We start from the raw sequence: 23605 nt of genomic DNA, 5'->3' as shown, positions 1-23605 counted from the left end.
AATTCTCCCCTCTAAGAGTAATGAATGGCCAGTCTCATTTTTATCATTCAAATAGATTTTCTTTATTATTGATAGAAAGATGTAACGGACTTCCTTTCACCGCTTTTCCACAAAGACTAAGAACAAATTCGCTGAACATAGAATTGGACCAGGAAAACCATTCTCTCGTATACTTTTCAGGCATATCTGCATGAAAACCTTCGTGCATAAAACCTGTATTTCCATCTGTAGAAGTCAGGATCTTAAGAATCTTCAGTTTTTCTTCAGGTGAAACAGCAGTCAACCCTTGAATAGACAATGCAATAGGCCAGACATACTGTCCAGGAGTATGAGGGCTTCCAATTCCTCTAGCCTTCAGCCCTTCGTAGTAATAAGGATTTTCCCGACTCAGTATATAGCTGCGCGTATTTAAATAAGTTTCGTCCCTTAAACCTGAGTAACCAAGATAGGGGATAGATAATAAACTTGGAACATTCGCATCATCCATAAGGTTAAATCGCCCGAGCCCATCTGTTTCATAAGCATAAATAGAATCAAATACTGGATGATTAAAGACAGCATACTTTTCAATCCCTGTGTTAATTTCATCAGCAATCTGCTCACAGGCCTGCTTCAGCTCCATATCCTTTATTACTTCGTCACATATCTCTGCAGCGTATTTTAATACAACAGCAGCAAACATATTTGACGGCACCAAAAATCCGTATAAACAAGCGTCATCACTTGGTCTGAAGCCACTCCAAGTCATTCCCGTCTTCGCTGTTTTCGATCCCTTTCCATCACGGATTAGTGTGTCATAATAACGGTTGGTCTCTCTTATAAATGAATACGGGGAGTTATTTTCATGATCCTGTTCTGCCGTCCATACATTTATAATCTTTTTCAATGCTTCAACAAATAAATGATCAAAGTGATCCACTCTGCCTGTAGACTTCCAAAATAGGTAAGAGAGCTGAATAGGATAGCAGAGGGAATCAATTTCATATTTTCTCTCCCAAATTTCGGGAAGCATTTCTGTTTGATCAGTCTGATACCCTTTTCCATTTGCAGATTCGTTAAAGGCATTGGCGTAAGGATCTATATGAATGAACTGCAATTGACGCATAATCACCCCTTTGATCATCTCAGCAATATTTTCGTCTTCTTCTGCTGCCATTAGATACGGGCGCACCTGTGCTGCCGAGTCACGAAGCCACATAGCAGGAATATCACCAGTGATGACAAATGTTGTTCCATCTTTCTGAGGCTTTAAAGTTGTTTCATACGTATTAACAAAGCATTGTTCAAACATCCTTTGCAGTTTTGCATCCTCAGGAAACGTTTCTTTAACAAGTGCAATTAATCTGTTTAGTGATGCTGGAATGACTTTATTTTTCATAAATGTTTCCCTCCCTTGCATCCTAATGTGATAATTTCATAGGGTCTTACCTTTTCCTCATCAATGGATTGATTGAATCTTACTATTTTTTCTTCTATTACATTACTTCGGGTAATAAGAACTTGGCATATTAAAATGAAGAGTAGTTATTTAAGTTTGATTTCAATGACTGGAACGATAACATTGGGCTTAATAACTGGGATTTCAAGAACAACTTCGCAAGCTTCAACTACCGGTACGTTATGGTGGTGTATATCAGACTCCATATATTCATAGAATTTCACTTCGGAATGATCATGTAAAAATTGAACATATTCTATTTTTCCTGCTAGTTCGCTTAGATGGATTGTCCTAAATGGCCAAGAAAAAATATGAAGATAAATAGTTTGATCTTTTTGAGTTAATCGGCAATCTGGAGGAGAAGGAAACTCACTTTCCCCAGCACCATATATGGATGAATCATGATACTTCATCCATTCCGAAATTCCTTCCATAATTTCCATTGATTTTAAATCCCATTCTCCTCTGGCATTTGGACCTATATTCAATAATAGATTTCCATTTTTAGATACAGTATCGATCAGCATTTTTATGACCATTTCCGGCGACTTCCAATGAAGTTCATCCCGGTCATATCCCCAGCTTCCATTCAAGGTTTGACAGGCTTCCCACACGATATCTAAGCCGTCTTTTTTTATGGACCGTTTAGGCTGATATTGCTCGGGTGTATAAACACCCCGATTCAGATCCAGTCGATTATTTAAAATGATATGCGGCTGCAGTTTAAGAATTAATGCTTCCAGCTCTTCAGCCTTCCAATCTTTTGCCCCTTTGCCTTTGGACCAATCCCAGTCCCTGTCCGGATAGGAAAAATCAAACCATAGATAATCGATTTTCCCATAGGATGTTAACAATTCATGAACTTGTTGATGCAGAAATTGCACATACTGGTCAAACTCTCTTTTTTTAACCTTTTCTTCTTCGTTTTCACGGAGTGAATGCAAGCCATCAATCGTAAACTCAGGATGATGCCAGTCGATGAGGGAATGATAGAATCCTATTTTTATTCCTTCCGCTCTGAATGCATCTGCAAACTCTCTTACAACATCTTTTCCATAGGGTGTATTTGTCACTTTATAGTCCGTTGCATGTGAGTCCCACATGGCAAATCCTTCATGGTGTTTTGTTGTGAGAACAGCATATTTTATGCCTGTCTTTTTTGCATTTTTAGCCCATTCCCTCGCGTTAAAAAGATCGGGATTAAATCGATCCATGTATTTTTTGTATTGATCTGAGTGAATTTTCTCTTTCGTCATCACCCATTCATGTCTTGCAGGCAATGCATACAATCCCCAATGAATAAACAGACCAAATCGATCCTCTATAAACCACTGAAAATCTCCGTAATGATTTGGCCAGTCATATACACGTTCCGTCATATACTCAACTCCTTCATATTCCAAATATAATAACCGCAGGCTGGATGATTCATCTATCATCATGCAGATGGTTAAAAGGTTACCTCTATGCCTTTTTCACTGGACTCATAGATTCCGCAAAGAATCTTCATGATCTCTACTCCATCCTGTACAGGACTAATCGGCTCTTTATTTTCAAGTAAGCATTCAACAAAATGATCGATTTCTGAATGAAAAGCTTCTGTAAAGTTAAAGGTTGCATGATTGATTTGAGGCGTAATATTAAGGATCGTATTGTTTTTCTCAGATACAATTTCTAAAGAAGGCTCTATTTCTGCTCCACCTTTATCCCCATAAATTTTTATTGTTGTCTCATCTTTTTTAGCATGCAGGGTGAAGCTTGCATCTACAAAAAGAGTAGCCCCATTTTCAAAGCGAATAAGAGCATTTGCCATATCTTCTACATTATTTTTTGTCGCGTCATAATCTGCCGCTTTATAAAAAGAGAGATTCTTCACATTTGAACGATTCCCTAATAAATGATAAGTGTTGCCTGAAATAGATTTGACCTTTGGGCGGCCCATTAAATACCAGCATAAATCTATTACGTGGACACCAATATCTATTAGTGGACCACCGCCGGAACGCTCCTTATCAGAAAACCATCCGCCTGGATTTCCCAAACGACGAATACTTGAGGCTTTTGCATAATAAATCTCGCCGAGTTCTCCAGCATCAATAAACGTTTTTAAAATTTGGGTATTGCTTGCAAACCGCCTTACAAATCCGACTTGAAGAATTTTCCCGCTTTTTTTGACTGCATCTTCAATTTCAAGAGCTTTTTCAACACTTGTGGTTAATGGTTTTTCTACTAAAACATGTTTTCCAGCATTCAACGCTGCAATGGCAATTTCGGCATGTGTATTATTCCATGTGCATATACTGACAGCTTGAATCTCTCTGTCTTCTAATAATTTTGTATAGTCCGTATAGTATTTTTCTGCATTGTATTTATCTGCTGTTGTTTTTGCTCTTTCTTCATTTAGATCGCAGACAGCGTAAAGTTCTGCACGCTCATGCATTGAAAAGCTGCTTAAATGCATTTCTGCAATTGAACCCGCACCAATAACTCCTATTTTAAGTTTCCTCATTGTTAATCCCTCCAATTAAAAATCTACTTCCATAACCTTTTAATATTGTTTAAACCAATTTCAATGGCTTTAAGGCAATCTTCCATGCCTTCAAATTCAAGTGAAATGTACCCATCATATCCAAAAGATTTGAGAGCTTGTATAATTCCTGTAATATCCAAATCACCTTGCCCTACAATTGCCCCTCTTAAAAAGTTTCCAGCAGTTGTCTGGAAAAATCCTTCCCCAGGGAATTGAGTATGCGGACGGATGTAAAAATCTTTAAAATGGACCATTGATGCTAAAGGAATAGTGCGTTTTACTGCAGATAATGGATCTTCATCCACGCATAGAAAATTACCAATATCGAGAGTTGTTCTAAAGTTTTTTCGATCAACTGAGTGAACAATCTGTCTAATCCGGTCTGCATGCTGAACATGAAAACCATGATTTTCGATGCTGGTAATAATTCCATATTGAGCAGCATAGTCAGCAATTTCTCGACAAGCCTTGATGATAATCGGCAAATCACACGCAAACTGTTCAATAGAAGTATGTTCTTTTTCTCTTGATGCAATATCATGGCGCATTCGCTTTACGCCAAGAGCATGTGCGATGTCAACCTGCATTTTCAGCTGTTCTAATTCTTGATTAAATTGAGCTTCATCTTTGTCGACGAAATTGGCGCCTACCGCATAATTAGAGATCTCAATCCCTGCTTCTTTTGCTTTTTCTACAATATCGTTAATTAGTGGGCTATTATCAGTTAGCGTAAAACCAATGGGGACGATTTCGATATGTTCTCCGCCATGGTCTTTAAGCCAATCAATCGCATCTATAATGCTCATATTTCCTGATCGAAGTGCGGAATAAAAACTGTAAGAACTTACACCTAGTTTCATAGATATCCTCCATAGTATGAATGGGAATTGAGAAACAATTGAAATTAAATATGTAAACAAATTAATAGGAAGGCTTCATCCCCTTTAATGAACGGGAATGAAGCCAGACCTTTTATTTCTCTTCTGTATATCGGTCGTATGCTTTCTGATAGATTTTAACCAATTTATCCACGCCCATTTTATCAATGGTTTTGATGTATTCGTTCCACTTCGAAATTGGCTCTTGACCTGTGATAAACTTAGCTTCCATTTGCTCTACATAAGCTTCAAGATCAGCATTGATAGAAGCAACTTCTTTTAGCTCCTTAGGAGTTAGAAAAACCTGCGGCATTGCTACTTGTCCAACTGGTTTGATTTTATTTTTTGTTTCAGCCACAACAAATGGATCATATTCATTTCCTTCGTATACAATTGGAGAGTCTAAATGAGCCCATGTAGGAACATTTATCCCATAGTTTGGTGTTAAAGTTCCTTTGTAATCTTCAATCGATGTTCCATCTTCACGAGGTTTTAGTCTTCTTAGATTCTTATCCTTATCTGCCCATTCCCAAATATCTCCTTCGTCCAGAATGCTCAGGAACTCGTTTCCTTCCTTGGAATAAGAATAGTCCACCCAGCGCATAGAAGCTTCAGGGTTTTTATTGACATTCGTAATGGCAAACTGTCCGACACTTTGTCCGGGGCTAATGGCAATAACAGGTTTATCAGCACCCTTACCGGTAATAGGCTGCATCATAGGGTTTGTTGTATCATTTGGCATACCAAGAAAATCTCCAGGCGCCCAGTTTGCAAACAATCCGACGCGATTAGCTTTTCCTTTTGCCCCCTTTTGATCCCAAGACTGAGAGAATACTTCATTATCCAGTAACTCTTCTTTATAAAGCTTATTCATAAATTCCAGGTAATTCTTAAACCCTGGCTGAGCTGCTCCATACTTCACTTCGCCGTCATAGGTGCCTACACCTATAGACACAACACCAAAGAATCCCATAAACCATTGATTAATATCCCACATTTCAGCTGCAGTCAGCGGAATTTCATCTTGTTTTCCATTTCCATTAGGGTCTTCTGTTTTAATTCGTACTAATAAGTCGTACAATTCATCACTTGTTTTAGGCAGTTCTTTCACATTTAAAGCTTTTAAAAATGAGCCATTATACCACATAGGATGAATATTCCACTGCAAGGTTCTATCTACAGTCGGCAGAGCATAAATGTGACCATCCAGGGCGGTAATACTTTTCTTTACGTCCGGATACTCTTTAAACATCGCTTGTATATTTGGAGCATACTTTTCAATTAAGTCATCTAATGGAACTAACAGTCCCTGTTCGCTGTATTTTATAATTTCACTGTTCGTCAAGGACGCGCCATAAAATAGATCAGGAAGTTCATTACTGGCAAATAAGAGATTCTTTTGTGTTTCAAAACTATCATTAGGAGGCGTATCAAACTCAAAATGAATATTTGTTTTCTTCTCCATCATTTTAAAATACTTCATATCTTCCCACTTCGCTCTGCCCACATTTGGGCCAAACATAGATAATGTAACTTTCTCATCAACAATAGGAAAACCTTCTTTGTTAATCTCTGCACTTTCGCTTTTTTCAGAACTTGCTTCCTGATTGTTTGAACATGCAGAGAGCATACCTGCCAATAGAATTGAAATCATAGGTAAAGCGAATCTTTTTTTCACAGTAATCCCCCTCATAATAATTTGATAGTAATAAAAGCTAACCTTAGTCTTTAACTTACCGCCTCTCTTTCTATCAGCATTCAGTGCCTCCAAAAAAGCAGGCAATTTATCCTTTAACAGAGCCAATCATCACACCTTTGACAAAGAAACGCTGCATAAACGGATAGATGATGATAATTGGCAAAGTTGCTACAATGATGACGGCATATTTCACAATATCCGCAATTTCAGCTTTTCGCTGCAAGGCCTCAGCAGTCGCCCCAGACATAATATCTGCACTCATTTCCTGTAAGACAAGGATTTGCCTTAAGACCAATTGCAAAGGATATAAATCCTGATCTCTCAAGTAAATAAGCGCTCCGAAATAACTATTCCAATGTCCTACTCCGTAAAACAAGGCCATTACAGCAATGATAGGAGCTGATAGTGGAAGAATAACCTTGAGAAACAAATTGAAGTTACTGCATCCATCGATTTTTGCCGCTTCTTCCAATTCATTTGGGATTGACGTTTGGAAAAAAGTGCGGCAAACAATAATATTCCAGACTGAAGCTGCACCAGGAAGGATTAATGCCCACATAGAATCCATTAACCCAAGGCTTTTCACAATAATATAAGTTGGAATGAGTCCTCCGCTGACAAACATAGTGACAAGCATCATTCCCATGATAAAGCCTCGGCCAACAAAATCTTTTCTTGCTAACGCATAGGCGGCAGGGATTGTCACCATCAGATTAACTGCTGTTCCTACCGCTGTATAGATGATGGTATTTTTATAGCCAAGCCAGATTTGCTCGTTTTGAAAGACTCTTTCATACCCTTCAAATGTTAGGTTGATAGGGAAAAGCCACATCTCGCCTGAGTTCACAAATTTCGGATCACTGACAGATGCACTGATAATGTAAATTAGCGGATACAACACGATGATAAGTGCCAGTGATAGATAGAAGTAGCATAAAAGCTTAAAAAATCTGTCAGCAGCTGTATCTTTAATCATTCCAACACCCCTCTTTTTTTACCATAAGCTCGTCTCCGATTTTTTCCGGGCAATTTGGTTAACAATTATGAGCAAGGCTGCATTAATGACGGAATTGAATAATCCGACCGCAGCACCGAAGCTATATTGACCTTCTAAAAGACCGACACGATAGACAAAGGTAGATATGATATCAGATGCTTCCATATTCAAAGGATTTTGCAGAAGCAGCACTTTTTCAAACCCGACTGATAATATGCTTCCTGCATCCAGAATAAACAGAATAACCATTGTTGGAACAAGAGCTGGAATATTGATATTCCAAATCCTCTGCCATCTTGATGCACCGTCTACAATGGCTGCTTCGTGAAGCTGCTGGTCAACGCCGGCTAATGCCGCTAAATAGATAATGGTTCCCCAACCAGCGTTTTGCCAAATTCCCGACAGTACATAAACTGTCGAAAACCATTTAGGATCTGTCAGAAACGGAATAGGTTCCATCCCAAGCATCCCGATAAGGTTATTAATCATTCCTGTTGTTGGAGATAAAAATGTTATAATCATCCCAGACATAATAACAATAGAAATGAAATGGGGTGCGTATGTGACGGTTTGAACTGTTTTCTTAAACATGCCATCACGTATTTCATTCAGGGCTAGTGCTAGAATAATAGGGATCGGAAAGCCTACAATCAGGCTATATACACTAATTTCGACCGTATTTTTAATCAGGTCCCAGAAATAATAGGATTCAAAAAATCTCATGAAATGATCAAATCCTACCCAAGGGCTCCCCCAAATACCTTGTACTGGATAATAATCCTTAAATGCGATTTGTATGCCATACATTGGCATGTAGTGAAAAAGGATTAAGTACATTACTAAAGGAAGTACAAAAAGATACAATTGCCAATTCTGTCTGACATTTTTCTTGGTTTTCTTTCGCTGTATTCTTTTAAACTCCGGATCTTCCTTCTTTTTTCTAAACTTGATAATTTTACTCGCAGCCTTTAAAGTTTCAGTAGATGCACCCTCATTCTTCTCTTTAAGAACACCCAAGAATTCCCCTCCCTTTATTAGTTTTACTTTCTGTTTTCATTTTTTCACAATTTTGAATACGGGGTAAATATGTCATATATTTTTGTTGTGTAAGCGCTTAAAAAAGTTGAAAATCCAAGCAAATAATAGATTTTACACATTAACGTTAAATTCTACATATGCCAGTTTCGTATAGACTCTATTTAAAAATCCGCGTTTTATTGTTATTCTTATGATAGATTTTATTTAGAATTTTCAATCTTGTTAACGCTTTCTTAATCAGAAATAATTTCGAACGGTGGTGATAGTTAATGGGGTCTAACACTTTGATTGGAAAATTCTACACTCTGGCAGAGTGGATATTAAAAGCTATGTATCTGCATTTGCTGTGGATCATTTTTACTATAGCAGGAGGGATTGTATTAGGGGTTATGCCTTCATCTGCAGCTGTCTTTTCAATCATTAGGAAGTGGCTTCAAGGGGAGACAGAGTTGAAAACCTTCCCTTTTTTCCTGTCCGTTTATAAATCAAGCTTTAAAACGACGAATTTAGCAGGCTTTATCTTTTTATGTTTAAGCATTGTCCTTCTGGTTGATCTGCAGCTGAATGAACTTACTATTAAATCTGCACTAATCCATTTACCTCTTCTGCTGTTTGGTTTGTTATTAATCAGCACCATGATCTTATTCTTTCCTGTTTATGTACACTATGATTTAAAATTCTTTCAGCATATTAAGCAGGCATTTATCCTATCACTGGCACAGCCATTGTGTGTAATGGCCATTTTATTATGGATCGTAACAGCGTATATCCTTTCGCTGTATATCCCTATTATCTTTTTATTCATGGGGATCTCAGTTTTAACTCTTCCAATAATGTGGTTTTCCCTGCATTCCTTTAACAAATTGGAGACAAAATGAAGGAATTAAAAGATTAAAAGGGGTGTTGCTATGAAAAAGATGACTTCAAGATTATTGCTGCAATACATCTTTTCTTATTTGATTATATTTTTTGTTCCATTTTCTGTCATGGCCCTCATTTTATATCACAATTCTGTTTCCAGTATAAGAGAAGAAATCGAACTGTCAAATTTGCATAATTTAAATCATGTGAAAAACCTGACAGAAAGCCGCATGCAGGAGCTTAGCAAGATCGGAACTCTTATATCATATGATCCAAATCTTACACCTTATATGATAAAGATGAAGGAAAATCATCCTGATGCTATAAAAAGCCTGGATAAATATAAAGAAAACAGCTCTATTATAACGGACCTTTATCTCTACTATAATGAGCAGGATCATATTTACTCTTCTGAAGGACTAATGTCAACAAATACATTCATAGAGTACAAGACAACCTATACGGAAATGAAGACGTTTTTGAAGGCGATAGAATCCTCAACCTACCCTTTTATAAGCAATAATCTGAAATTATCCAACAATACAACCGCCTATATTTATCCGCTTCCCTCAGGAGCTGTAAAGCAATACGGCAGTGTCATATTTAAACTGAAAGACTCTTTCTTTAAAGACATGATTAACAATATTCTTGGTACATACGAGGGGAAAGTATTTATTTTAGATCATAATAATAAAGTAATTGCGACCAACAATAGATCTTCCCAAACCATCGATTTAAACCAGATTGAAAAGATAGCTTCTTCAAAAAAATCATTTATTGGAGAACTTAAAATTGATGGAAACTCCTATTCTATTTCATCCGTAAATTCAGAAAGAAGTAACTGGTCATTTGTTGCAGCCATACCTACTGAGCAATTTTATGGAAAAGTATCAAAATTCAGCACGTTTATATGGCTGATTATACTTGGGATCGCAGCCGCGGCTTCAATTCTTGCCATCATGCTGGGTTTATACCAATATCGTCCGATCAAAAAAATCATTGAATTTATTAAAAATAAAGATGAAAGCTTACAATTTACGAGTAATAACGAGCTGGATACCGTACGCAGCACTTTAGAAAACATTTATCTCAATCAGGAACAGTTAAATAAAATCGTATTGCATCAGGAGCCACTCGTACGTGATCAATGTTTAATGATGCTTTTGCAAGGACAGATGGATAAATATATGCAGTCAGAAGGCTTATTGGAATCGCTGAACATTCAAATTGACGGTCCCTATTCATTTGTATTTACAACAGAATTAACAAGCAGGCAGCTAAGCACCATTGATATGAAGAAACTTGAGCTTTCCTCCAGCAGTTTAATAAAAGAGGTGACTATTTTTAGTGTTGAATTAATTAATAATAAGACTATGGTTTATGTGGCCAATGGAAATTCTGATCATCCTTCTGTTAAAGAAAGACTTATTCATGAATTTCAAAGAATCCTAATGAAGAACAATCCCAATCCCAAAATTGGTGTAGGTGAAACGTATAAAGGAATTAATCATATAAATCGTTCTTTTATTGAAGCATCAGCAGCCTTGGAATTCGCAAAATTAAGCGAGAAAAGAGATATCATTGCATTTACAGAAATAGATGAACTCAATGAAAAAATGTGGATCCCTAAAGAATATCTTTTAAAATTGTCGATGAGCTATAAACAGGGGGATGCTGAAATCGCATCTGAAACAATCATAACTTTGTTTAATTGGCTTCGAGACAACAGTTCATCTATTCATTTACTAAAAGGGATGACCTATGACGTTGTAAACACAATCACTAAAACAGTGAATGACATGAATGTACCGTGTAATTTCGGCAAAATCTATCAATTGATAGAAAGACAGTCATTTATCGAGATTGAAAAAAACTTAATTGAAATGACAATTGATATCTGTGCAGAAATTTCAAAAACAAAAGAATCTCAAAAAAACCAATTAGAGCAAAATATTCTCGATTATCTTACAAACCACTACGCTGAGTACGAATTAAGCCTAGAAGGAATGGCAGAGCAATTTGGCTTATCGAGCTCTTATCTGAGCCGTTTTATAAAAGAACAGACAGGAACAACTTTCTCACAGTATGTATGGAACTTACGGACAGACGAAGTTAAGAAACAACTGCTACAGACTAATTCGTCAATTAAAAAAATTATATCTGAGGTAGGATATATTGACGTACCGAACTTTATCAGGAAATTCAAAAACTCTGAAGGAATTACACCTGGTCAATTCAGAAAATTATATACAAAAGCCACGGAATAACTTAGGGACAGTCAAAATAACACAAGAAGCCTTTTCCTGAATTGTGAAAAGGCTTCTTTTCTTCTTACTGCTTCATGTGAGTGAAACCAGATTGAATGACCGCTGCAGATACTTCATGGTCACGATATACACCTATTAGCTTTCCATCCTTACCGGCTGCAAACAGCACAGACCGTTCAGCTTCCAGAAGGAACTCATATGTTGATCCGTTTTGCGTATTTTGTATTTCCATCTCAACATCTTCTCCGCATTCCGAAACAAAGATAAACAGATCCTCAGAATGAAAACTGAGCTTGCGTCCATATATACCTGGATAATCGCCTTTTATCCATTTTAAATCTTCAGCGACACCAGCAATATTCAAAGCATACTTATAAAGTTCGGAAATTGGTTCATTTCTTTCGTTTAGTTCAATTGATAACGGAGACCACAAAAGCTTCCCTTTTCCGATCTTGTATTGCTGAATCTCTGTTGGCTGTATACAATCAAGCGGGATCTCCTTCATCACTTCTGCTATTCGTTTGTCTGGGAACGATGCGAGATGCCTTGTATTATTAATGAACATAAATTCTTCTCTTCTTATATTTCCAACTGAAGTTTTTCCGACAATTCGCTTTGCTCTTTCAGTCTTATTCCAATACTCATCCATGCTTATTGGTCCGGTATATAATAATGTAGCTCCAGTAGCTTCCACTATTTCAAGAAGCTTTTTAAAAGCCTTTGTATTAAAGGTATGCGCACTTGGCACGATGATTAATTTAGACGGATTTATCCTTAAATCATCCAAATGATATTCACTTATTGCCCGAAAAGCTACATTTAATTCGTAAGCCATAACTCTAGTTAATCGTGCAGTAGAATCAAAAGCCAAACGCCTATTTGAAAAATCATTGGAAAATGGGAAAATAACAGCCACTTCTTCAATCTTTCTTCCTTCAAATATGTGGCTGATGTCTTTCATAAACGCCCCAAAATCATACGATACATTAGCCTCTGGCTTTTCTGTGCCATCGGCTCTTATTGCTCCGATATTAGACTCATTTATATTGTTAATAAAATAATTTGTATTCCATATCCATTGAACAGCGCCAGCCCCGGCCCCAGCGAAAGAATAAGCATATTTCCTTTCGAGAATATTCCTTAACTCTTCTTCAGTTCTCTTTGCGATATTATCTGGACGCTCGACATACATGATTCCTGTTTCTTGAATTAAATTTGGTTTATTTGGAGCTTTCGTAAAGATGCTGTCCCATAAAAGCTGATCCATAAACCACCAAGAGTGATTCGTTGTATAGTCTACAGCCTCTTCATAAAACATCGGTGAGGGTCTTTGAGACGTCAATGCTTCATCCTGTCCCACTGTGACCAATTGATCTGGTGTAAAATGCTTAATTGCTGCTGTTAAACCTTTTGCCCATTTATTATGCATATCCATGGTGTAGAAGGTATAGTCGAACCATTTTAGTCCGCGATTTCCCCAAGCCATGTTTTGAATATGCGAATTGATCTCACTAGGTTCAGGGGTATTGATGCTGTTGAAATCTGGAATTTCTGCCGGAGTTACATTCCAATTTTCCTGAAGGTTTTCGATTGTTCGATGTTTATTCTTTAACCAATTGCGAAATTCCTTTTTATCGTAAGAATCATGAAGAGATCTCGGTCCGGAAAATCCCCGATTTGGATCAAACATAGATGGCTCATTAATTAAGTCCCAATTTAAATTCTTCGTCTCTTTATGTCTTTGCACAATTGTTGTAATAAACCGTTTTTGTGCTTCTACACTCCTTGGATCTAAGTATGGATTTTCTCCATCCCACATTTCCGGCGTGAATGAGAAAAAGCAGAAAGTAACATCAATTTCATACTTTTTTGCACAAAGAACAAACGCATCTAAAGCTCTCAAGACTTCCTCACTTACGTGCCCGTCCACAAACATGATGTTGCGGTAAGCGGTCCAGATGCCTGTTCTTACATAATTAATATTTGCCTTTTTCATCTGGGCAAAATCACGATCCCATACCGCAGGGTTAGGCAGAAATAAAAAATAGCGCGATACATCTGAGGTCATGTAAGTCATGCCGACAATAGGCAAAGGCTTCCCGTTCTTTCGGAAATAATCCCGATCGACTGCTAAAGGCTCCCCTTTACTTAATAAAGATCGGTCCATTCCCCAGAATCCCTGCTTATAAATCAGTTTTTCTCCTTTATTTGAAGTCGCCGTACACACAACTTCATATAAGCCAGGTGAGATTGTAATATCAGGATGAATTCTTTTAAAATCCAAGTAGCTTGAAACAGTTGTATTAAAACGATGAGTAAATACTTCAGCATGATCTTTTGTAATTTTTATCTCAAAAGTCCATTCTGTGCTCTTCTTATGAATTGACTGAAATTGAAGGGAAATTGCTGGTGATTCATTCGCTTCATAACAGGCATAATTCGTTTTTAGCCAAATTTCTGTAACGCCGCAGTTAATGTATTGGGAAAGACTTTCTATCAGGTGAATGCTTTGTTCATTATAAAAAGGATTTGCCAGCTCTTGATTCATAAAAATCCATCTTCCGCCCGGAAATTTCCCCTTATAATTTTCTATCAATATCACAGGAGCCGTTATTTTTCTTTCTCCCTTATTTTCACCTGTAAGCAAAGGGTAAATCCTGGCATCCATAGGTCCGTTAGAACCCATCTCTTTTTCTATCGAACTTTTTTTTGTTACATGTAAAATAAAATTATAGGTGTCTTCTTTAGAAAATAGGGCTTCAAAGCCATCAAGCAATGGAATTTCCTTATTATGATTCAGGGTTTTTACATCTTTAGATTTTACTGTGAGCGCTTCATGTATGTTTAAATGCATGTGATAACCGGTCTGTTCTCTTTCTATTTCCCACGAACCATTTGTAAAGTTACATGGCTTGCGAAAAGGAATACCGCCAAGATATAAAAGCCCCTTACCCTTTTCTAAAAATGACGATATATCGCCCCAGGATCTTTTAGGAAAATAAGGACCATGCATGTGGATAAAACTGCTATATACAGGATTCCTAAGTTCCATTTCCAAATTCTTTGAATCCACAACAGTAAACTTTTCCTTTAAAAGATTTAGCCATTCACGTGTTGGCCTTAATCCAGCAAAGGGAAACGTTTCATCATAAAATACCAGAACCTGCTTCAACTAAAATCCCCCCATATCTGAAAAAAAATCGATTTGCCGATAATAAAAGAGCACCTCATTATTGAAAAGCTCTGCATCAGTTTACCATTCCTATTGGTTCGTACAATATGTGTATTATGACTAGGCATTGTAAGAATTTACTTTCCATTAAAGACCTTATATTTCTGCTAATCTTGTATCATATTTTAAATTCTCTCCATAGAAACAACCTATACTTTTGTAAAAAGACAAATAAAAAAAGGGAAAGGAACTTGTCATTCCTCACCCTGTCCATTGTTTACTTAAACTTTTGTATAAAAGCAATTGCTTCCGTAATATCTTGTATTGGATTTGCTTTCACTTCTCTTTCCTATTGTTAGGTAGCCTCTGTATTCTATCTCTTGAAGAGCTGCAAAGTAATCTGTAAAATTTACATGGCCATTACCCAGCGGCACTTCCATAAAATATTCTCCTGAACTAACCATCTCGGCAATTTTCTCATGATCAGTTCCGCTGTCATGGCCAAGGAACCCATAAACATTCCTTGGATCAACTGGTTTGTATTGGACTCCATCTTTGACATGAGAATGGACGAGGTACTCTTTAAGCAATTTAACACCCTCAACTGGATCATCTCCAGTTACCATAACCATATTTGCAGGATCAAAATTAACGGAAACACCATTTGTACTGAGCGAGTCTAAAAATGATTTCAGCCGCTTAGCCGTTTCAGGGCCTGTCTCGATGGCAAAGTAAGCATTCAAGCTCTTCGCATAAACACCCAGCTCCTCACATGCCCTTTGCATAGAATCATATATTCTGGAGTCAGGATCCTCAGGTATGATTCCGATATGAGTAGTCACAATGTTTGTACCCAGCTCTACTGCCAAATCTAGTATTCTTTTTGATTTCTCTATTTTTAATGGATTAAGACCATGATCTTGAAATCCATGTCCGCCCAAGTCACCACAAAGGGCGCTTATCTCTAAGCCTAATCCTTCTATCATTGATTTAAGATTTTTTCTGGCTGCTGATGATAAATTTTCAGGACTCATTTCACCTGAAACAGCGTAGATCTGAACACCATCCGCACCGAGCTTTTTTGCTGTTATTAAGCCTTCTTCAAGCGGCAACTGCAAACTGTCAACAATAATACCCGTTTTATTCTTTAATTTCTTTATGTTCTTGTTCTTGGTATCCATTTTAACTCTCCCTTCCTTTATAAGCAGCTCTGTTCAGTCGTACTCACACTCTAAAATTAAACTTCATCCCAGATTCGGCAGACGTTATCCATGCCAATTCTGGTGCCTTCCTGACAGTTTTCCATTCCCTCAAATTCTACGGTTAAATATCCATCGTAGCCTGATTGCTTGACCAGCCTTAATGCTTCACGGATATTAATATCCCCATGCCCAACAATAGCCCCGCGCAGATAATTATTGTTTACAGTTCTGAACCACTCACCGCCACCGGGATTCTCATAGTAAGGGCGTATATAAAAATCTTTGACATGGACTGTCTTGGCATATTTTACATTCTTCTTTACTCCCACCAGAGGGTCTTCGTCAATGCATAAGAAATTACCTATATCAAGTGTTGTTTTAAAATTATCCCGTTTTACAGCATGAAGCACCCGCTGTACACGATCACTTGATTGTACGTTGAAGCCATGATTTTCAATTGTTGTTGTTATGCCAAATTGATCTGCATAATCAGCAATCAGCTGACTTCCTCTTACCATCTGCTCAAAGTGCTCTTCAAAATAGTGTATGGTCATTTCTTCTTGCTCTAGTCTAAATGCAGTAACATCATGCCGCATAATTTTAATGCCCATTCGGTTCACAACATCCACATGTTTTTTTAATCTGTCTACCTCTTCTATAAACGCTTGTTCCGTTTCCTGGATAAAATTAGCCGGGAGTGAATAGGCAGATAATTCTATTCCTGCATCAAGAGCCTTTTCTCTTATTGCATCTGCCAGTTCGGTATTGTCAACTACCGAAAAACCGTATGGAACGAGTTCAAGATGAGTACCCCCATTATCAGCTACCCATTGTACTACATCCAATATGGTAAGGCTTCCATTTGTAAGATCCTTTAATAAGCTATAAGAACTAATTCCAACTTTCACTATACATACACTCCTTATTTTATGATTCTGCAAGATAAATTTTTTTAGATGTTTAAAGCTAAATTGAGAGATGAAACTAGTTTACTGACCAGGTAATATCTTTGCACAATGCTGTGCTTCTCGAATGATCAGGGCTGACAGCCAGCAGTTCTAAATAAGTTTTTCGTTCATGATTTCTATTTTTTAATTGATGAATATAGTAAACTTCATCATAAATTCTTCCTACTAATTCGCGATTCCTCTCTCCTGTTACATGGTATATTTCGTAGAATAAGATGTTTTCCGGATCGAAGTCCCAGGATAGAAAAACATCGGCTGTTCCCTCATTCATTTTCAGGTGATCAATTGTAAACCCGGTTGGCTCTTTTGGTTTGTCTGTTTTTTCTCCTTTTGCCAAATGAATTTGTCCAAGATTCAGACAATAATCTCTTTGGCCGTTAGCAACTTGTATACCAATGGCTGCAATGACTCTCCCTTTAAAGTTAGCCAGTGAAAGAGAATTTGCAGTCCAATCAGAGGTCATTTTTTCTTCACTATCCACCCAATAGAACTGATAAGGCTGATCTTCAAAAATAAGACCAAACTTAAAGTCTTTTGAGTGATCTTTTAGATTGCTTTTGTATGTAAATGAAAGAGAAACATCATCATCTACTGGTAAGCATGTCTTAAAAAGTCTTATTTCTGCTGCTTGATCTTCCGATAAATCTCCGCTTATTTTAAGTGATGAGCCTCCATCGTAGGCTGTTTGGTAATCATAAGAAACAGAGATTGGATGATCTGACCTGCTGTTTGTCACCCACCATTGCCATGTGGGCAAAATATCTTGAATACTTGCATTATTCCATTCTTCGACGCTTGCCAGTTTCCCATTTACAAAGAATCTTTTCCCATGCCCTGTATTGAAACTTGTAAGAAAAGGATAGGAACCAATAACAGACCTCTCAGGTATATAACGAGAAACACCGTCCCAGCAGCGAAACTCTTCAGGATTGACGGCTTTATATTCATCTTTGTACGGCTTATATAACGTTCTCCCTATAGGATCTAAAGGACTTTCTGTTGGACCGCACCAATAACGCCTTTCTCGTCTATCTACTTCTTCTTGATCTTCTGGGTCCAATTTATTATCGTAGCGATTCCATACAAAATCTGTGCCGAACAGAGCCCAGCCAGTTCTAGGCTCACCATTCTCAGGGAATATTAATCTCGTATCATATGGGGGGTTATACCCATATTTATCATTTTCTGTTCCTGCAAATACTTCGGTATAAGGGTCTAAACCTCTTTTTTCTGCATGACTATTAGAATACTCCAAACGCTTATCGTTCCACGCATAATTTAAGAAAATGCTGTTGCTGACCCTTTCTGCCCCATCTCTTACCCAACTATCATTTTTTTCGTTAAACTCATTCTGATAGTTTAACTTTCCATCTTTAAGAATGGCATCATACCATTGAACATGAAAAGGCTTTGATGCTTTTTTTTGCATGTATTTCATCATTTTCATTAAATTCTCACTGTCTTTTTGTGTGATCGTAGCTTCCTGATTAATAAAGTATCCATCAAAGCCGAAATATTCACACATTTCAAGCAGTTTGTCAGCAATTGGAAAGGTATGATCTTCTTTCTCCTCAACCCATTCAGAAAAGTTTTGGCCTTCACGGGGCCAAAACCATTTTCCTAAGCTCAAGACACCGTTCCGATGTGCCGCGTCCGTATAAGCGGGATTAGGTAAATTGATAACACCATATTGAGCATTCTCTTCTTCTGAATGTAAAATAGGCAGCCCATGCCATGCCCCGTAAATATCTGTGTACTGCCAAAATTTAAGGAGGTTCTTCGCAAAAGATTTACCGTATTTAAAACTGATTGCTGATTTATCATAATCTGCAGATAAATTCATTACCTGTGGAAGCGGACTGAGTTTGGGATTAACTTGAGTTGGTGCAAAAAATGGAATTCTTTTTGCCAATGGAACACGGGACCGATTATATTTTGCAAAGGGATCTGACTCAGCACTCCAATTTTTAATGTCATTCACATTGTAGCCATGAAAACGAACCTGATTAGTTTCTCTGCCTTTAACACTATTAGTCAACGTTTCACTCCTCCCTAATAAATAATTCCTGAATGTCACAGCATGAAGTAAAGTGATTTATAAACACAGCCTCCAATCTAATAATTAATTATTTATAGCTTTGCAAATTAATAGCATTATTTATATATGTATCTTTTTTTTAATGTGTCGTAACTGACAATTCTCAAATTGGAGATGTGTATATTTTAGTTGAGGCGTGCAGAACATATTTTTCAAATAAATGATATTCTCTCACAGTACACAGAGCTCTAAGAATATTTTTCATAACCTAACATACAATCATCTTGAGAAAAACAACCAACAATTCCCCTCAATAACAAAACAACCTAAAAAAACCTTGAAATACTCAAGGTTTTTTTAGGTTATTCTAGTAACTAATTCTGCATAAATTGCCTTGGAATCATCCCCGCCCCGACAACTCCAGCTTTCTGATCCAATAAAGCAAGCTTTAATTGGAGATGGGGTCTAAGACTAGGGTACAAAAGCGGAACCACTTTCTCTTTTAATGGATCTAGCATCAAATCCTTTGATTTCATCACTCCGCCTCCAAGAACGATAACCTCCGGATTTAAAGTATGAACAATATTGGCAATCCCCATTGCCAAATAGCTCAGCGCTTCATCAATAATCTCAGCTGCCTCTTGATTGCCTTCTTGAGCAAACAGGAACACTTCTTTTGCACCGTGGCCTGGCCCAAATACAGACTCAGCTTTTCTCCCAATTGCCGTGCCGCTTGCAAGTGCCTCTAACGCTCCTTTGTTAAGGTTAGGAGCACCTATTGCATGTGGATCTACTATCATATTTCCAATTTCACCGCAGTTTCCCTGAGCACCTGGTATTAGCTTACCGTCATATACGTAACCCCCGCCAATGCCAGTAGAAACAGTTATATAAAAGACACTTTCAGCTTCTTTGCCAGCACCGATCAGTGCTTCTGCAAGAGCAGCTGCATTGGCATCGTTTTCAAGATACACCGGCAAATGAATGGCCGACTCAATCATTTTTGTTAAATCAATATTTTTCCAGCTAGAAAGATTAGGAGGTTCTATAATGATTCCCCTTTTTGCATCCAGCGGCCCCGGCGCTCCAATGCCAACAGCTTGAACAGCGTGTTTTTCCTGCAATGATTGAATCATTGCAATGATTTTTTCAATAGCCGGAAGCGGCCCATTCCCCGCTTCTGTCGGGCATCCAAGCTCTTCTAAAATAATCCCATTATCATCAATCACTGCCACCCGAATGTTTGTACCGCCTAAATCGACTCCGATGTTCATTTTCCCCCACCATCCCATCAAACTTATATAAGATTAATCATATTGTCTATGCTTCTCGTGCACAACAGGAAAATTGAAATTATTTTCTCGTTTAATAATAAAACCTCAATGAGATCTAGCTCACCGAGGTTTATTCTTTAAACTAGCTTTTAAACACAAATACAATTACCTAAATACATCTATTAATTTAAGCAGTCCGATCACTATCCAAAATATCAATAATTTGATTCTTTAAAATCTCAGCAGTAGGTCCAAAAATTGCCTGAATACCATTTCCAACTTCTAATACTCCTTTAGCTCCAAGCTCTTTTAACTCCTCATGATTCACCTGTGATTTATCCTTAACACCTACTCTTAACCTAGTAATACAGGCATCGATATTGTTGATATTCTGTTCGCCTCCAAGTGCTGCAAGTACTTGAAGCGCTTGTTTGTTTTTCGATTTATCCTTATAATCCTGCTTGCTGTACAGCCTGTTGGAATCTTCTTCTCCTCTTCCTGGAGTAAGCAGATTCCACTTGCTGATGGCGAAGCGGAAGACAAAATAATACACAACAGACATAGTTAAGCCGACAGCAAGGACTAGCCACCATGGCTCGCCAACTCCTGGCAGGATTCCAAATAAAGTGAAATCAATGATTCCTGCTCCCCCTGCATAGCCTATGTTGACATCAAGCATATACATTAGCATAAAGGAAAGTCCAGCCATCAGACAGTGAAAGACATAGAGTAATGGCGCTACAAATAAGAACGTGAATTCAAGCGGTTCTGTAATTCCCGTTAAAAAAGCTGTACCGGCAGCTGTCAGGAGCAGACCGCCGACTGCTTTCTTATGCTGGGGTTTTGCCATATGGTACATTGCAAGAGCAGCTGCAGGAATACCGAACAGGATGAATGGGAACTTCCCTGTCATGAAGCGGCCAGCTGTGATTTCAACAACAGCGTTTACCTGTTTATCCGCCAGCTGAGCCATATACATGGCCGTATCACCTGAGACGACTGAACCGGCAAGTGTGGTATACGTTCCACCTACTTCCGAGAAACGGATTGGAATGTAGAAGATGTGATGCAAACCAAATGGAATAAGTGCCCTCTCAACTAAACCATAGATAAACATGTAGAACGGTGGTGTGTTTTCACCTGCCAGTTGATTGCCAAGGAAGAAAATCCATCCTTGTACATGAGGCCATACAAATGCAAGGATCAGCGCCATGATAATGGATACACCCGCTGTAATGATCGGCACAAAACGGGAGCCTCCAAAGAATGACAGCATTTCTGGCATTTTAAAGTCATGAAACCTTTGATATAGTGCAGCTGCAACAAAGCCCATGATAATTCCGCCAAAAACACCGACCTGAAGTGTAGGAATACCCAGTTCTAATGTTTTCCCGGGTTCTGCAGCTGTTTCAGGTGTTATTCCTAACACAATCCCAATGACTGTATGCATGACAATGTATCCTACAAAAGCGGATATACTTGCTCCTGCCTTTCCACCGGTCCAGCTGCCGGCGATTCCAATGGCAAAAAGAACACCGAGGTTTTTAAAGATGACACTCCCTGCACCTTTCATTAAGGACGCGAAGGTTTGCCAAAATCCGTTTTCCAGAAATGGCATATACTCTATTAAATATGGCGACTGCAGAGTCGTTCCTATTCCAAGGAGCAAACCGGCCGCAGGTAAAAGCGATATAACAACCATAAATGACTTCCCAATGCGCTGAAAGAAATCAAAGTTAAAGATTTTTTTCATCTTAATCAATCCCTTCTTACCCCATGTAAATAATGCTGAAAGCAGTTACATTTCATTCTAGTAAAAGGAGAGAGGAGCTCTTACGGAACCACTCTCATCCTTGTTCTATTTAATTTAATTCCGGCCAGTACTCTTTATTTTGCTCAATTAAAGCATCCAGCACTTCACGTGCTTTTCCTGCAGAGACAACAGTTCTGTTTAGCGTTAAGGCTTGGAGAGCCTTTTGATAAGATCCTTCAAGGTAAGCCTCAACCGTCAGTTTTTCATAAGCAAACTGTCCTTCAATTAACCCTTTATAGAATGTTGGAATTTCACCTACTGCATACGGTCTCGGACCATTCGCAGTAAGACTTGCCGCAACTTCTACCATAGCATCTTCAGGGAGATTATCAATGATGCCGTCATTTTTCAAGATCACTACAAAGTTATCCCCTTTATTATAAGCAATCGATTCAGCTACAATTAGAATAAATTCCCCATGTGCATCATTATGAACAACGTGAGAATCTTTGGCAGTATCTGCTGCGATGATGCGCTGACATTCCTCAAATACTCGTTTCTCACGGCCATCCATGACTTCGTTTGCACGCGTAAATTCTGGATTCAACTTATTTAAAACCTTGTCCGGATACAAGTAATACTGCAGGTAGGTGTTCGGCAGATAATCAGGAAAATCGCGCACCATCTGTTCCACCATTGCATACGTTTCAAGCCATGTCTTGTCCCGCTGTTCATAATCAACAGGTCTGAACCCGCCTTCTAAAATCACTTCTCTCAGCTCAGGAAGCAAATCATTTCCTTCTTGGTCGTACAGCTTCGTAAACCAGCCGAAATGATTCAAGCCAAAGTAGACAGGATCAAAGTCTCTCGGGTTTCGGTTCAGCAGTCTTCCATAGGACCGAAGCAGATTCTCAGGCTGATCGCAAATGTTCAGGATGCGTTTGTCTTCCGGGAAAATCCGCTGTAAAGCATCTGCTACTATAGCGGCTGGATTCGTATAGTTTAAGATCCAGGCATCCTTAGTTTTGCTTCTAACATCGTTCACGAGCTCCGTCATATCCCGAATGGATCTCATTCCATAAGCAAATCCCCCTGGTCCGCACGTTTCCTGCCCAATGACACCTAAGCTAAGCGGAATTTTTTCGTCCTTCTCTCGCATAGCATAGCCGCCAGTTCTCATTTGAACAAATACAAAGTCTAAATCCTCTGTGATGGCTTCCTCTTTATTGGTTGTATAGTGAAATTCAAGTTCTGGGAACTCTTCTCTGAATAATATGTTAGCAAAATCGCCAATGACCTGCTGACGCTCAGCATTCACATCGAGCATGACCAGACGTTTAATCGGAAATGTTTTTTGTCTGACGCAAATACTTTTCAGCAATCCCGGCGTCCAAGTACTACCTCCGCCAACGATTAATACGTTATACTGTTTCATATAAAAATCATCTCCTAAAGAGTTTGTTATCGGTTACATGTACATCTTAACAAGG

15 protein-coding genes and 1 pseudogene are annotated in these 23605 nt (G+C 38.2%); 2 read left to right on the top strand and 14 right to left on the bottom strand.

Annotated elements, in window-relative coordinates; genetic code table 11:
* Window positions 1-43: 43 nt before the first annotated feature.
* The 7 genes from QFZ72_RS03595 to QFZ72_RS03565 all read right to left on the bottom strand — a co-directional run bounded on the left by QFZ72_RS03595 (window position 44) and on the right by QFZ72_RS03565 (window position 8379).
* A complete protein-coding gene (locus tag QFZ72_RS03595) occupies window positions 44-1378 on the bottom strand; it encodes a glycoside hydrolase family 125 protein (RefSeq protein WP_307429485.1) in 1335 nt (444 codons plus the stop codon).
* 146 nt (window positions 1379-1524) lie between these two features.
* On the bottom strand, window positions 1525-2817 hold the full coding sequence (locus tag QFZ72_RS03590; RefSeq protein WP_307429482.1) for an alpha-L-fucosidase: 1293 nt from the start codon (window positions 2815-2817) through the stop codon (window positions 1525-1527).
* Window positions 2818-2888: 71 nt separating this feature from the next.
* On the bottom strand, window positions 2889-3947 hold the full coding sequence (locus QFZ72_RS03585; RefSeq protein ID WP_307429479.1) for a Gfo/Idh/MocA family protein: 1059 nt from the start codon (window positions 3945-3947) through the stop codon (window positions 2889-2891).
* A gap of 23 nt (window positions 3948-3970) precedes the next feature.
* Entirely contained in the window at window positions 3971-4828 is an 858-nt protein-coding gene (locus QFZ72_RS03580; protein ID WP_307429476.1) for a sugar phosphate isomerase/epimerase family protein, read from the bottom strand.
* 112 nt (window positions 4829-4940) lie between these two features.
* Complete coding sequence (locus tag QFZ72_RS03575; protein WP_307429474.1) at window positions 4941-6524, bottom strand: extracellular solute-binding protein; 1584 nt, start codon at window positions 6522-6524, stop codon at window positions 4941-4943.
* A gap of 106 nt (window positions 6525-6630) precedes the next feature.
* A complete protein-coding gene (locus tag QFZ72_RS03570) occupies window positions 6631-7521 on the bottom strand; it encodes a carbohydrate ABC transporter permease (RefSeq protein WP_307429471.1) in 891 nt (296 codons plus the stop codon).
* An 18-nt stretch (window positions 7522-7539) separates the two neighbouring features.
* The gene (locus QFZ72_RS03565) at window positions 7540-8379 is read right to left on the bottom strand and encodes an ABC transporter permease (RefSeq protein WP_373464656.1); all 840 of its coding nucleotides are present in this window, start codon (window positions 8377-8379) and stop codon (window positions 7540-7542) included.
* A 470-nt stretch (window positions 8380-8849) separates the two neighbouring features.
* On the opposite strand from QFZ72_RS03565, the gene QFZ72_RS03560 reads away from it, so the two are divergent.
* On the top strand, window positions 8850-9458 hold the full coding sequence (locus QFZ72_RS03560) for a YesL family protein (protein ID WP_307429468.1): 609 nt from the start codon (window positions 8850-8852) through the stop codon (window positions 9456-9458).
* A 30-nt stretch (window positions 9459-9488) separates the two neighbouring features.
* On the top strand, window positions 9489-11708 hold the full coding sequence (locus tag QFZ72_RS03555; RefSeq protein ID WP_307429465.1) for a helix-turn-helix domain-containing protein: 2220 nt from the start codon (window positions 9489-9491) through the stop codon (window positions 11706-11708).
* Window positions 11709-11772: 64 nt separating this feature from the next.
* Here the strand turns inward: QFZ72_RS03555 and QFZ72_RS03550 are convergent, their stop codons facing one another.
* The 7 genes and pseudogenes from QFZ72_RS03550 to QFZ72_RS03520 form a co-directional block, all read right to left on the bottom strand.
* A complete protein-coding gene (locus tag QFZ72_RS03550; protein ID WP_307429462.1) occupies window positions 11773-14880 on the bottom strand; it encodes a beta-galactosidase in 3108 nt (1035 codons plus the stop codon).
* Between the two features lie 277 nt (window positions 14881-15157).
* Window positions 15158-16061: pseudogene (locus tag QFZ72_RS03545) on the bottom strand (sugar phosphate isomerase/epimerase family protein).
* Between the two features lie 56 nt (window positions 16062-16117).
* Complete coding sequence (locus QFZ72_RS03540; RefSeq protein WP_307429459.1) at window positions 16118-16990, bottom strand: sugar phosphate isomerase/epimerase family protein; 873 nt, start codon at window positions 16988-16990, stop codon at window positions 16118-16120.
* 76 nt (window positions 16991-17066) lie between these two features.
* The gene (locus tag QFZ72_RS03535) at window positions 17067-19088 is read right to left on the bottom strand and encodes an endo-beta-N-acetylglucosaminidase (protein WP_307429456.1); all 2022 of its coding nucleotides are present in this window, start codon (window positions 19086-19088) and stop codon (window positions 17067-17069) included.
* Between the two features lie 374 nt (window positions 19089-19462).
* Entirely contained in the window at window positions 19463-20362 is a 900-nt protein-coding gene (locus QFZ72_RS03530; RefSeq protein WP_307429452.1) for an ROK family protein, read from the bottom strand.
* Window positions 20363-20549: 187 nt separating this feature from the next.
* Complete coding sequence (gene ptsG, locus QFZ72_RS03525; RefSeq protein ID WP_307429451.1) at window positions 20550-22115, bottom strand: glucose-specific PTS transporter subunit IIBC; 1566 nt, start codon at window positions 22113-22115, stop codon at window positions 20550-20552.
* 109 nt (window positions 22116-22224) lie between these two features.
* Window positions 22225-23550, bottom strand: coding sequence for a 6-phospho-alpha-glucosidase (locus QFZ72_RS03520; RefSeq protein ID WP_307429448.1), 1326 nt, complete (start codon window positions 23548-23550; stop codon window positions 22225-22227).
* Window positions 23551-23605: the final 55 nt, after the last annotated feature.

Origin of the sequence: Bacillus sp. V2I10 (assembly GCF_030817055.1) — a bacterium.
Taxonomy (GTDB): domain Bacteria; phylum Bacillota; class Bacilli; order Bacillales; family Bacillaceae; genus Bacillus_P.
The sequence above is the reverse complement of the archived record's forward strand: the minus strand, read 5'-3'. Positions and strand labels throughout refer to the sequence as shown.